The sequence below is a fragment of the Gordonia lacunae genome, assembly GCF_002149015.1.
GTDB classification, from domain to species: Bacteria; Actinomycetota; Actinomycetes; order Mycobacteriales; family Mycobacteriaceae; genus Gordonia; species Gordonia lacunae.
Genome location: NZ_NGFO01000028.1, coordinates 62,165 through 75,460 on the forward strand (window position 1 = coordinate 62,165; position 13,296 = coordinate 75,460).

A 13,296-nucleotide genomic window follows, 5' to 3' on the forward strand; every position below is an offset into this window, starting at 1 on the left:
GCCCGCTGTTCCCGCCGGCGTCGCTCTCCTCCGCGGAGCGGCGTCGGTGGTTGGTGACATAGTGGACGCCGTGCCTCACCCGACTTCTGCCGCGACCCCCGAGTCCTCGCGTCGCGCCTCGGCACCGGTGAGTCGCGGCGCGGTCGAGGGGCTCGATCCCGAACAGAGCGCCGCCGTCCTGGCGCCGCGCGGGCCGGTGTGCGTACTGGCCGGCGCGGGTACGGGCAAGACCCGGACCATCACCCGCCGGATCGCCCACCTCATCGACACCGGGCAGGTCAATCCCGGCCAGGTCCTCGCGGTGACGTTCACCGCCCGGGCCGCCGGCGAGATGCGGACCAGGCTCCGCGGTCTCGGTGTCGGCGGCGGATCGGCGGGCGGCAGCGTCGCGGCCCAGACCTTCCACGCCGCTGCCATGCGACAGTTGCGGTACTTCTGGCCGCGCGCGTTCGGTGACGCGCGGTGGGAACTCCTCGACAACAAGTTCCCACTCATCTCGCGGGCGGCCCGGCGTTCGGGTCTCGACACCGCCACCGACACCCTGCGCGACCTGTCGTCGGAGATCGAGTGGGCGAAGGCCTCGCTGATCTCACCGGAGAACTATGTGGAGGCCGTCGGTCGGCTCGGGCGCGAGTCGCCCGCGCCGCCGGCGAAGGTCGCGGCCGTGTACGGGCATTACGAGGACGCCAAGGTCTCGCCCGACGGCGACCGGTTGCTCGACTTCGACGACATGCTGATCTACATGACCCAGATCCTCACCGCCGAGCCCGGCGCTGCGGATGAGTTCCGTTCGCGGTACCGGTGTTTCGTCGTCGACGAGTATCAGGACGTGACCCCGGTGCAGCAGGGTCTCCTCGACGCCTGGCTGGGGGAGCGCGACGATCTGACGGTCGTCGGCGACGCCAACCAGACGATCTACACCTTCACCGGCGCGTCGCCCAACCACCTGCTGGATTTCAGCCGTCGGTTCCCGGAGGCGACGGTCGTCCGGCTGGAGCGGGACTACCGGTCCACCCCGCAGGTCGTCGACCTCGCGAACCGGGTCATCGGTGCGGCCCGCGGGCGGATCGCGGGTACCCGGCTCCGGCTCGTCGGACAACGACCCGCCGGCCCGGCGCCGCAATTCGCCGAATACGACGACGAGCCGGCCGCGGCGACGGCGGTGGCCATCGAGATCAAACACCTCATCCGTGCCGGGGTGGCGCCCGCGGAGATCGCCATCCTGTACCGCGTGAACGCGCAGTCGGAGAACTACGAGCAGGCGCTGACCGAGGCGGGTATCCCGTACCAGGTCCGCGGCGGCGAGGCGTTCTTCGCACGAACCGAGGTCCGGCAGGCCATGCGCCAGCTCGCCACGGTGGCCGGTCGCGAGGTCCGGCCCGATGTGGAGATCCTCGAGGTCGTGCGAGCGGTGCTCGGCGAACTCGGGCTCACCGAGGAGGAGCCGTCGGGCACCCAGGCACGAAGCCGTTGGGAGTCGCTGAAAGCGCTGGTCCAACTGACCGAGGACATGGTGGCCGAGAACCCCGACCTGACGCTGCCGCAGCTGTCGGCCGAGCTCGCGGCGCGCGCCGAGGCGCGCCACCCACCGACCGTGCAGGGCGTCACGCTGTCATCGCTGCACGCGGCCAAGGGGCTCGAGTGGGATGCGGTGTTCCTCGTCGGCCTCACCGACGGGTCACTGCCCATCAGTCAGGCGATCAAGGGGTCGTGGGAAGAGGTCGAGGAGGAGCGACGCCTCTTCTACGTCGGCGTCACCCGCGCCCGCGAGCACCTGCACCTGTCGTGGGCGCTGGCGCGCAACGAGGGTGGCCGCGCCCGTCGCCGGTCCCGTTTCCTCGCCGATCTGGTTCCCGACGACTCGCCTGCCTCGCCGATCGCGAAGGAGCGCGCACCCCGCCGCGGGCCGACGTGCCGGGTCTGTGGTTCGCGGCTGATGGATTCGACCGCCACACTGCTCGGTCGCTGCGCGGGGTGTCCCTCGGATCTCGACGAAGGGCTGTTGGTCTCGCTCAAGGAATGGCGTCGCGAGCGGGCGCAAGAGAAGAAGGTGCCGGCGTTCGTCGTCTTCTCCGACAAGACGCTCACCGCGATCGCCGAGCAGCGGCCCGCCGATACCGCTGCGCTGGTGGCGATCTCGGGAATCGGCGCCAAGAAGGTCGACGAATACGGCGACGACATCCTCGAACTCGTCAAAACTGCAGGTCAAAAATAGGTTGTGCGGGTTTCGGCCCAGCGTCTAGTCTGATTCCCGTCAGTACGGGGATGGGTCGAGTGCGTCCGTCACACGGCCCCACAGTCACCGACGACCGACGACACCGCGGAAAGCCACGAGACCAGAAGGGAGTGGATCAGTGAACGGAATCATCGTGCGCCAGGCCGGCATCTGCCAGTCTGCGGCAAACCTGAATGCGGCGAATGCGCATGCGACGACATCGCATGCGGACAAGCGCACTCAACCCGCCATCGCGCGTACCGGTCGCACCCGCTCCTGGATCCCGGTCGCCCGAGCGTGCAGCAGCTTCGCGCGCCCGGTCGCCGTCCCGCCGGCGGCTCTGCACCTGGCAGCCGAAGCGCGCGTAGCGCGAATCGCGCCGCCCGCAGCAGCAGCAGCACCCGCGCCGCGTCGGTTCCCCGTTCTGTTCCGAAGTTCCCGGAGTTAGATCTCCGAGAACAATCCGGGCCACGGGCGAATCGCAGAGGCGACACCCGTGGCCCTCTTTTTCTGTCATCCGAATCTCCACCCCGTTGCCGGGGTCTCGGACACAGAGCCACATCGAGGACTCGGGTTCAACACCCCAAACGAGCAGATGTGGAGAATCCCAATGACTGTCGAATGCGTACTCGAGTCCTGTATGTCGGCGGACCGCGCAGTGACCGCCCGGCTCGACCTGCCCTGCCAGGTCGCCGACGCAGACCTGTGGTTCGCCGAAGACCCCCGTGACCTCGAGCGTGCGAAGGCCATGTGCGCCGAGTGCCCACTTCGGGCCCAGTGCCTGCAGGCCGCGCTCGACCGGTCCGAACCCTGGGGGGTCTGGGGCGGCGAGATCTTCGAGCGTGGCGCTGTCATCGCGCGTAAGCGTCCCCGCGGCCGTCCGCGCAAGAACGTTGCGTGACAACAACACCGACGCCGCGAGCAGAAATGCTCGCGGCGTCGGTGTCGTGTCTGCGCGGTGGTGTCAGTCGCCCAGGCCGGGCACCCACTCCTCCATGATGGCGCGGTAGGGGGCGTGCGCCTCGAGTTGCGAGGCGATGCCCACGCAGCCCCCGAGTACACGGAAAACCATCACGAAGCGCTTGGGCACGTTCAGGTTTCGCGACGTCTTGTACACGTCGCCGCGGACATCGGTGGCCTTGCCCGCGGCTCGTTGCATCCACTTCCGGGTGAAGTGGAACGACTCGGAGTAGAGCGGATCGACGTATGGACGAAGGTAGGCCTCGAGATCGGCACTCGTCACCTTGTTCGCGTGGGACGGGCGGATGAACTCGGCCGAGACCATGAGCTCTTTGAGTTCGTCGTACTTCTTGTCCCGCGCCAGCCGGAGGATCGGACCGGTCTCGGGCGGGAGCCCGTCCGGGTAGTGACCCACCGCGCCGAAGTCGAGGACACCGAAACGTCCGTCGGTCGCCAGGAAGAAGTTGCCCGGATGTGGATCGCCGTGCAGGAGTCCGACCCGGTACGGCGAGCTGACCTCGAACTCGGCCATCTTCGCGGCCGCGTCGTCGCGGGTCTTCTGATCGCCGGTGGTGATGATCTTCGACAGCGGGACGCCGTCCACCCATTCCGAGACGACGACCTTGGGGGCACTTGCGACGACCTTCGGGATGAGGAAGTCGGGATGCCCGTCGTAGACCTTGGCGAAAGCGCGCTGGTTGTCGGCTTCCCCGAGGTAGTCGAGTTCGGCTTCGGTCCGGTCGATGAGTTCGTCCATCATCGCCTTGACGTCGGTGCCGGGAGACAGACGCTGCAGGAGCCCGGACATGCGGGACAGGGTCTTCAGGTCGGCTTTCAGGGCGTGGTCCGCGCCGGGGTACTGCACCTTCACCGCGACCTCACGTCCGTCGGACCAGATTCCCTTGTGGACCTGTCCGATGGACGCCGACGCCGCCGGGACGTCGGAGAATTCCTGGAAACGCTCGCGCCAGCGGGTACCGAGCTGCTGGTCGAGCACCTTGTGGACCTTCGCCGCCGGCATCGGGGGCGCATCCGCCTGCAATTTGGTGAGGGCTTCGCGGAAAGGCTCACCGAACTCGTCCGGGATGGCGGCTTCCATGATCGAGAGCGCCTGCCCGACCTTCATGGCGCCACCCTTCAGCTCGCCGAGGACGGCGAAGAGCTGTTCGGCGGACTTCTCCAGGAGTTCTTGGTTGACCTCGTCCTTGTCTCTGCCGACCATGCGCTTGCCGAAACCGGCAGCAGCTCGACCGGCCATACCGATCGGAAGAGAAGCCAGTTTCGCGTTGCGGCGACCCTGTCCTTTGGTGATGTCGGTCATAGCATCCTTTCCGCGTCACACAATAGACGACCTGGCTCGTGAATCCCGTGCGGGACGACAATCGCAGTCCGGGTGCGGCGACCACCGCTTGATGTCCAGTCGCGTCGGGTCATCCCGCAACTCCAGCACCTGATCCAGCAGCTGCGGGGCCGATGCCGCATCCGAACCCGACCGCCGGCCGTGCACGGCGGTCACCAGCCGGTCGATCTGGGAGTGCGCGACGGCGGCGGTCATCGTCAGAACGGCCGGACTCGCCTGTCCCGAGGTGCGGATCAGTTGCACGGCGAGCGCGGGCCATCCCGGGTCCGCGTCGGATCGGTGACGATCGGCGCACATCAGGCAACTGGACAATCCGGGCAGCACCAGCGGTCCGACTATCCCGACTCCGTCGCGGACCCGGACCAGCAGGTGGGGAATCCCGGCGCGGGTCAGAGCGAAGACGACCCGCGGATCGGGGACGACGAAGTCGGTCAGGACGACCAGGTCGGTGTCGACGGCGTCGAGTGAGCCGTCGGGTAGCCGCCGCATGGTCCGCCGGGCCGACGAGGAGCCCGTTCCGGACAGCGAGCTCGTCAGGTGGTCGCTGATCGGTCCCTGGCCGTGGATCAGGATGCGGAATTCCGGGTTGCCGCGGTCGACGTCGGTGACCACCCGGCCCGCGGACACCAGACTGCGCAGCACCAGGTCGAGATCGTCGTCGTGCAGACCCGCCCGGCGGGCGCGGCGCGAGAACGTGTCTGCCGTGCACGCATCCTCCAGCGAACGCAGCAGTGCGGCAACGGAATGCGCCGACACCGAGTCGTCGAGATCGAGGAGCAGGCTGCGGGTCGGATCGATCCCGACCCGGACCGAGTTCCCGGGTTGTACGAGGATCGGCGTACCCGGTCGGAGCCGGGGCACCGTGGTCGGACTCTCCGCGCGGGTGGGAGCCGAGAGGGCGCGGGGACTCGTCCGGGCTGGCGACATGCGGCAACTCTGCCAGCCGGACGCCCTCCTGGGCGCTCGGTGAGCGGGTTATCCACAACATGGCCGAATCCCCCGGGTGTGTGGACTTCTACGATCCGCCTCGTGCGGAGTCGTCGCCGTCGTCGGGGTTCTGCTCGCCGCGGCTCTCGCGGTCGTCGCCGAGACCACGCGCACGTTCCTCGGCGATGGTCTTCTCCAGCTGGGCCATCGGGTCGTCGAGTTCGTCCCCGCCCAGGAGTCGGTCGATGAAACCCGCGGGATTGTCGAGGTCGTCGGAATCCGGCAGCAGGTCCGGGTGAGCCCACACCCCGTCCCTGGTCGCGACGTCGGTCGCCTCCAGTGCGCGACGCCACAACTCCGATGCCTCGCGGACCTTGCGGGGGCGCAGTTCCAGACCGACCAGTGTCGCGAACGTCTGCTCGGCCGGCCCGCCCGAGGCACGGCGGCGGCGCATGGTCTCGGTGAGCGCCCCGGTACTCGGGATCCGGTCGCCGAGCGCTCGCGTCACGACCTGCTCGACCCAGCCCTCGATGAGCGCGAGCAGGGTCTCGAGGCGGCCGAGGGCTGCCTTCTGCTCGGGCGTCGTCGTCGGCTCGAACGACGTCGACGAGTTGATCAGCTCCTCGAGTTTCGAAGGGTCGGAGAGCAATTGGGCGGGATCGATCCCGGCTGTGGCGTCAGAGATGCCGCTGAAGTCGATGCTGATCCCGCGGGCGTACTCCTCGACGGTGGTCAGAAGTCGCTGACGCAACCAGCCGACATGGGTGAACAGGCGCACGTGGGCGGCCTCGCGCGCGGCGAGGAACACGATGATCTCCTGCGCCGGCTGTTCGAGCCCCTCGGCGAACTTCGCGATCGCTTCGGGAAGCAGGACGGCGATGCCCTCGGGCGCCAGCGGCAGGCCGACGTCGGTCGAGGTCAGCACCTCCTTGGCGAGCTGGCCGAGACCCTGCCCGAGCTGCGTGCCGAACGCCATCCCACTCATCTGGGTCAGCATCCCGATCATCGGGCCGGCGAACTGAGCGGCCTCGGCGGGAAGGTTGTCCTGCCAGGTCCGGGCGAGCTGTTCGGCAACGGGATCGCACAGACCCTTCCAGGTGTCCATCGATTCCTCGAGCCATTGGACCGGCGTCCACGCCACCGTCTGGGTGACCCCGCTGGGGAAGTTCGTCGCGTCGTCGAGCCAGACGTCGGCGAGGCGGACGGCGTCGGCGGAAGCCGCGTTCTCCTTCTCCAGGATCGGGGTGAACGAGCCGATCTGTTGCCGGGCCAGGTTGGTCGCCACCGAGTAGTTCACCGGGCCGTCCCCGCCGCCGGTCATACCCGCGCCCATACCGCTGAACATGTTGCCCAGTTGCGAGAACATCTGGCCGATCATGGTGGGGTCGAACTTCGACGGGTCGAAGTCGCCGCCCGGTCCGCCCCCGAATCCCTGGGCGCCCCCGAATCCGAACGGGTTCGACCCGCCGAACGGGTTGCCACCGGGATTGTCGCCCGGCTTGTTCTGGTCGCCGCTGTTCTTGTCGCGGTCGTCGTCGCCGTCACCGGACGACGAGAAGCCGAAGGGCAGATCACTCATGCGTTCCACCGTACCGGCCGGTGAGCCGCGCAAACGGCGACGACTGTTCGCCCTGCGCGTAGTCGGCTCATGGTCGCCCGGCGGGGTCGGCTCGTCGTCCTCGGCGCAGCAGGCTCGCCGGTGCCGAGGGGCACTATCGTGTGCGGAATGAGTTCGAGCCCTCGCTTCCGGAGAATCGCCGCGGCCGCGGTCTCCACCGTGGTCCTGCTGGCATTGCTGGTGCTGGGCACACAGGTGCAGGTGCCCTACGCCGCGCTCGGACCCGGACCGACGCTGAACACCCTGGGCACGACGAAGGTGGCCGACGACGGTGCGGTCGTCGAACGCAAGGTCGTGCAGATCGACGGAGCCCCAACCGATCCGACGACCGGTCACCTGAACCTCACCACCGTCTCCGTCCGCGACGGGCTCTCGCTCTTCGATGCGCTGGGCATGTGGTTGTCGGGCACCTATTCGCTCACGCCGCGTGACCAGGTCTATCCGCCCGACCGCACCACCGAACAGGTGCAGCAGGAAAACGCTCAGCAGATGACGGGTTCGGAGGAGAACGCGACGGTCGCCGCGCTCCGCTACCTGGACCGGCCGACGGCCCTGCGGATCGCGAGCGTCGGACCCGACGGGCCCGCCGTCGGGGTGCTGCGCGCCGGTGACGAGGTCGTGCGGGCCGGGGGAGTGCCGGTGGAGACGGGCGAACAGCTGCGGAAGGTCGTCGGTGACAATCCGCCCGGGACCGTGCTCCCGATCGAGATCGTCCGGGCCGGTGCCCGGGAGACGGTGTCGGTCACGCTCGGCGCGCATCCCGCGGAACCCGACGCCGGTTATCTCGGCGTCGTCCCGGAGGTGGTCAACGCCGATCCCCGGCTCGAGGTCACCTACACGGTGGGGGACATCGGTGGGCCGTCGGCCGGGATGATGCTGGCACTCGCGGTCATCGACCAGCTGAGTCCCGGCGAACTGACCTCCGGGAAGTTCATCGCCGGTACCGGCACGATCACCGACGAGGGCGTGGTCGGACCGATCGGCGGCATCACGCACAAGACGCGAGCCGCACGCGACGCAGGCGCGACGGTCTTCCTCGTGCCTGCCCGGAACTGTGCCGAGGCGGTCTCCGACCGACCGGACGGGCTCGAGTTGGTCAAGGTCGACACCCTCGACGGCGCCGTCGACGCGCTGGGCGCGATCGGGGCGGGTCGTCCCGCGCCGACCTGCTGACGCGGTCCCGGCCGGGCATCAGCCCCGCGTGGAATCCTCGGGCACGTCGGGTGCGAAGGTGTCGCGGAGTGCTGCCCGCAGCTCGAGGGCCAGCTGCGGGTGGGTGAGCAGCTCGGGTTCCTCGTCGGCGGCCGGACGTACGCGCATCAGGGCCAGGTCGGCGCCGCTGCGCAGTACCCCGACGACGAGGCGTGCGACCTCCTCGTCCGGATGCTGGTCGCCGGTCTCGGTGACGACATAGCGGGGGGTGCGGTCGGCGTCGTCCTCGGGCTTGACGACGATGATCTCGATCGCCACCGCGGCACCGACGACCGCCTGCGGCCAGATGGCCGACGCCAGGAAGTCGTCGAGGTCGTCGACATCCTCTTCCACGGGCGTGAGAACCGGGCCGTCCGGGGCGATCACGTCGGGGAGACGTTCGGTGAGCAGAGCGGTCGGTGCCAGCGCGAACACCGACGGCGGTTGTCCCCAGCCACGCGTGTCGACGTGTTCCATGATCTCGCTCAGGGCACTGCCGAGGTCGTCGGTGGAGTAGGCGCGCGGGGCATTCGAGTGGTCGGGCACGGCCTCATCTTGCCTCGGAGTGCGGCACGACCACGAGTCCGCGGTACCGCGAGGGAACCGCTGACGTGTCGCGATCGTTGAGCGGGCGCCCCGAGTGAGTTGGTCACCCGGGTGGTGCCAGTACAGTGGGCACCACGCCCAGCAGGCAGTCGTGTGCGGGTGGTGTCCGGATTGAGAGCTTTGGAGAGTGGGTCTGGTGGGCGTCCGAGGGCCGGCGGGAATGCCGACACTGTCACGCAGGAGCAAGATCATCATCGGACTCGGCGTGGCCGTCCTGGTGCTGCTGCTCGTCGGACCACGCCTGATCGGTCTCGCGACCGACTGGCTCTGGTTCTCCGACGTCGGGTACTCAGGCGTCTTCACCAAGGTGATCTGGACGCGCGTGATCCTGTTCCTGATCACCACGGTCGTCGTCGGCGCCATCATCTTCGGCGCGGTGTCCCTGGCATATCGCAGCCGTCCGGTGTTCGTCCCGACCGCGGGACCGAATGACCCGCTCGCGCGCTACCGCACCGCCATCATGGGCAAGGTCCGCTGGTTCGCGATCGTCCCGGCGGTGATCATCGGCGCACTCGCCGGCCTGGTCGCGCAGGGTTCGTGGGCGACGGTCCAGATGTTCCTGCACGGACAGTCGTTCGGCCGGACCGATCCCCAGTTCAACCTCGACATCGGGTTCTACGCCTTCGACCTGCCGTTCTACCGGTTCGTGCTGAACCTGTTGTTCGTCGTGGTCGTGGTCGCCTTCCTGTCGAACCTGGTCACCCACTACCTCTTCGGCGGCATCCGGCTGGGGCAGGGCGGCGGTTCGGTCACCACCGCGGCGCGGATCCAGCTCGCTGTCCTGGCCGGAACCTTCTTGTTGTTGAAGGCGGCCGCCTACTGGCTCGACCGGTACTCACTGCTGTCGAGTCAACGAAAAGCCGAGATCTTCCCGGGTGCGAGTTACACCGACATCAACGCGGTTCTGCCGTCGAAGCTCATCCTGATGGCGATCGCGATCATCTGCGCGGTCGCGTTCTTCGCCGGGATCGTGCTCCGCGACCTGCGGGTGCCGGCACTTGCCACTGTCTTGATGCTGTTCTCCGCGTTGCTGATCGGGGTCGGCTGGCCGCTCACGATGGAGCAGTTCTCGGTCAAGCCGAACGCGGCGCAGAAGGAAGCCGAGTACATAGACCGGGCGATCACGTCGACACGCGAGGCGTATGGGATCGGGCCGGACAAGGTCATCACCCAGAACGACTGGACAGCTCGGCCCGCGACGCCGGCACTCGTCAACAGCGACGTGCCGACGCTGTCGAACGTGCGCATCCTCGACCCGAATGTCGTGTCGCCGACCTTCATCCAGCAGCAACAGCGGCAGAACTTCTACGGATTCCCGACGCAGCTGGCGGTCGACCGCTACCGCATCGACGGCGAACTGCGGGACTTCGTGGTCGCCGTCCGCGAACTCGACCCCAGCCGCTACCTCGAGAACCAGCAGAACTGGCTGAACAAGCACCTCGTCTACACCCACGGTGACGGATTCGTCGCCGCGCCGGCCAACCGGGTGAACGAGTCGCGCGACGTCAACGACATCGACGGCGGCGGCGACCCGTTCTACTACGTCAGCGACACCTCGAACTACCAGTCCGAGGAGTACAAGCGCGACGCCCCGATCAAGGTGACCCAGCCCCGGATCTACTTCGGTGAGCTGCTCGCGAAGATCGATCCGGACTACGCGATCGTCGGTTCCGACGACGGGCAGGCGCGCGAGCACGACATCGGTGACGACAAGTACACCTATCAGGGGCCGGCCGGGGTATCCCTGGGCAACTGGTTCAACCGGGTGCTCTACGCGGGCAAGTACGCCGAGCGCAACTTCCTGCTGTCGGGCGAGATCAACTCCGAGTCGAAGATCATCTACAACCGCGACCCCCGCGACCGTGTCGAACAGGTCGCACCGTGGCTGACGGTGGACTCGAAGACGTACCCCGCGGTCATGGAGGACGGCTCGATCAAGTGGATCGTCGACGGTTACACCACCCTCGACAACTACCCGTACTCGCAGCCCACCTCGCTGCAGAGCGCGACCGCCGACGCCCAGGACCTCAATCCGGGGCAGACCGGCCGCACGCAGATCAACAAGACGGTGTCCTACGTGCGCAACTCGGTGAAGGCGACCGTCGACGCCTACACCGGTGAGGTGGAGCTGTACCAGTTCGACACCGAGGACCCGGTGTTGAAGACGTGGATGGACGTCTTCCCCGGAACGGTGAAGTCGCGCGCCGATTTCGACGCCCAGACGTCGCTGCGGGATCACGTCCGCTATCCCGAGGACATCTTCAAGATCCAGCGGTCGCTGTTGACCCGTTACCACGTCGATTCGCCACAGACGTTCTTCCAGGCGAGTGACTTCTGGTCGGTTCCCTCGGACCCGACCGATCCGGATGCCGACCAGCGCGGGCTGGATCAGCCGCCGTACTACTTCGTGGCCTCGGATCCCGAGAGCGGACGGCCGACGTTCCAGCTGACCTCGGTGCTCACCCGCCTCAACCGGCCGATCCTGGGCGCGTACGTGACCGTGTCGTCGAACCCGGAGAACTACGGGCAGATGACGGTCAAACAGTTGCCCGGCAACGCCCAGCGGTCGGGTCCGAAGCAGGCGTTCAACCCGATGCGGACCGACGGACGTGTCGCCGAATCGCTGAAGTCGCTGGAGAACACCGCGACGGTGACCTTCGGCAACCTCTTGACGCTGCCTGTGGGGGACAACGGCATCCTGTACGTCGTCCCGATGTACGCGCAGGCTCAGGGTGAGGAAGCGTTTCCCCGGCTGTTCCGGGTGATCACCCGGTACGAGCCCGCCGAGCGGGAGGCCCGGATCGGATACGCGCCGACGACCGGCGAGGCGCTGCGCCAGGTCGGCATCACGCCGGCCGCGGGGGTCGTGCCCGACGATCAGCAGCCGACCGAGCCGGATCAGTCCGGGACACCCGACACTGATACGCCGACGCCGAATCAACCTCCGCAACAGGGTGATTCGCCCGAGCGAGATGCCGCTGCCAAGGCCATCGGCGATGCGATCACGGCCCTGCGTGAGGCTCAGCAGGGCGGCGACTTCGCCGCGTACGGTCAGGCGCTCGACCAGTTGAGTCAGGCGGTTGCCCGGTACGAGTCACTGGCGGCCCCGAACTAGTCCCGGGCCGGTCCCCACACCGAGCGCTGTCTGCGCGAAGTGCCGCTATCCGCGGTACTTCCGCAGGTAGCGCTCGGTTTCGTTGGGGGTGTTGTCGGGAAGGACAGGGCTGTGGTGATGGCGATGTCCCAGCGAGAAGAAGATCGAGACCGCGGTGGTGAATGCGGCCACCATCAGCAGACCGCAGAGGATCGCGGGTCCGACATTGCCGACCGCCATGTGGACCAGCCAGAGTGCGGCCATCGCGAACCCGCCCAGCGCCAGGACGAAACCGACGAAGCTCATCGGATGGTTGCCGTGGCTCTCGTGGTGGAAGCGGTGAGTGTTCATGGTTCCTCCTCGGCGGTGGCTTCTCGTGTGCCGAGTGTACGCCGTATGTGACCGGCATCACATATGAGCGGCTGCGCCGGCGACGACCAGCGGGCGCGCCTCGACCTGCGCGTACGGGACCCACAGTGACCGCCATCACTGCCGTTTTCCCAGCTCGCAGCCGGTTGGCGGATCGATTTGCATCGCTGACGAACCGGTGTGTAACGTTGTGTTCACCAACGCGGGGTGGAGCAGCTCGGTAGCTCGCTGGGCTCATAACCCAGAGGTCGCAGGTTCAAATCCTGTCCCCGCTACCAACACCAAGAACCCCCGCCCGGGATGCCCGGGCGGGGGTTCTTGCTATGTGCCGACACAGGGCAGACGGTGGCGCCCGGGATCAGACCCGAACTTCCTGGGAGGACATCCCGGGTGGTGGGCCGAGGCCGGGTTCGCGTCGATGCCGGGGCGCTCGACGGTGAGTCGCCGCGATGCAGCCCGATGGCCGCGTCGGAGGCGGGCGGGGACGGGCGATGCCGGCCGGCGCTCCACCCACCCAGTGCTTCGGCAAGTCGTTGTGAGCCCGTCTGGCCGGCGAGGCTCGGGGCCGAGCCGGCACCGCCAGCCGCCGATGAGGGCGCTCGACCCCCGCTGACCAGGCGATTTGACGCCGGGTGGCGTGGTGCGTAACTTATGTCGAGTCAGCGAGCCACGGCGCCGCCCCGGAAGGCCTGAGAGGGTCTGATGGTGGGGAGTGGAGACCGGGTTTTTTGTTGGCCGCCCCAATGTATGTCTGGTTCGAGTCGTTGTGGCTCGGGTAGAGTGGTGGGGGTTGCTGGGTCTTCCTGGTTCGGAATTCTTCGGGGTTGCGGGCTGGGGTTTGGGTCTGGTAGGCTGGAAGAGTTGCCCCGGAGACGGGTGTAGCTTGGATGGTTGGAACAAGTCTGCTGGTGAAAGCCCTGGTAGGGGTGAGTATTTGGTGGGTGTGTGTTCTTTGA

General features: G+C 67.8%; 9 protein-coding genes and 1 tRNA gene. 5 read left to right on the plus strand and 5 right to left on the minus strand.

Translation table 11 applies throughout. The features are described 5' to 3' along the window. Window positions 1-61: 61 nt before the first annotated feature. On the plus strand, window positions 62-2,215 hold the full coding sequence (locus CA982_RS20620) for an ATP-dependent helicase (protein ID WP_086537117.1): 2,154 nt from the start codon (window positions 62-64) through the stop codon (window positions 2,213-2,215). 610 nt (window positions 2,216-2,825) lie between these two features. Beyond that, complete coding sequence (locus tag CA982_RS20630; protein WP_086537105.1) at window positions 2,826-3,116, plus strand: WhiB family transcriptional regulator; 291 nt, start codon at window positions 2,826-2,828, stop codon at window positions 3,114-3,116. A 63-nt stretch (window positions 3,117-3,179) separates the two neighbouring features. Here the strand turns inward: CA982_RS20630 and CA982_RS20635 are convergent, their stop codons facing one another. The 3 genes from CA982_RS20635 to CA982_RS20645 form a co-directional block, all read right to left on the minus strand. Continuing rightward, entirely contained in the window at window positions 3,180-4,496 is a 1,317-nt protein-coding gene (locus tag CA982_RS20635; protein WP_086537106.1) for an ABC1 kinase family protein, read from the minus strand. Window positions 4,497-4,511: 15 nt separating this feature from the next. Beyond that, window positions 4,512-5,462 (minus strand): hypothetical protein, encoded by a 951-nt coding sequence (locus CA982_RS20640; protein ID WP_244176404.1) that lies wholly within the window; start codon window positions 5,460-5,462, stop codon window positions 4,512-4,514. A gap of 88 nt (window positions 5,463-5,550) precedes the next feature. Then, entirely contained in the window at window positions 5,551-7,041 is a 1,491-nt protein-coding gene (locus tag CA982_RS20645; RefSeq protein WP_086537118.1) for a zinc-dependent metalloprotease, read from the minus strand. A 147-nt stretch (window positions 7,042-7,188) separates the two neighbouring features. On the opposite strand from CA982_RS20645, the gene CA982_RS20650 reads away from it, so the two are divergent. Next, entirely contained in the window at window positions 7,189-8,253 is a 1,065-nt protein-coding gene (locus CA982_RS20650; RefSeq protein WP_208618041.1) for a YlbL family protein, read from the plus strand. Window positions 8,254-8,271: 18 nt separating this feature from the next. Here CA982_RS20650 and CA982_RS20655 read toward each other — a convergent pair whose 3' ends face one another. Continuing rightward, window positions 8,272-8,817 (minus strand): PPA1309 family protein, encoded by a 546-nt coding sequence (locus CA982_RS20655; RefSeq protein ID WP_086537108.1) that lies wholly within the window; start codon window positions 8,815-8,817, stop codon window positions 8,272-8,274. Window positions 8,818-9,037: 220 nt separating this feature from the next. On the opposite strand from CA982_RS20655, the gene CA982_RS20660 reads away from it, so the two are divergent. Continuing rightward, window positions 9,038-11,992 carry a UPF0182 family protein gene (locus CA982_RS20660; protein WP_244176406.1) on the plus strand — a complete coding sequence of 985 codons (2,955 nt, stop codon included), beginning with the start codon at window positions 9,038-9,040 and terminating at the stop codon, window positions 11,990-11,992. A gap of 45 nt (window positions 11,993-12,037) precedes the next feature. Here CA982_RS20660 and CA982_RS20665 read toward each other — a convergent pair whose 3' ends face one another. Next, window positions 12,038-12,322: a hypothetical protein gene (locus tag CA982_RS20665; RefSeq protein WP_086537110.1), complete on the minus strand. Its 285-nt coding sequence runs from the start codon at window positions 12,320-12,322 to the stop codon at window positions 12,038-12,040. Window positions 12,323-12,541: 219 nt separating this feature from the next. On the opposite strand from CA982_RS20665, the gene CA982_RS20670 reads away from it, so the two are divergent. Beyond that, window positions 12,542-12,618: transfer RNA gene (locus CA982_RS20670), tRNA-Met, on the plus strand. Window positions 12,619-13,296 lie beyond the last annotated feature (678 nt).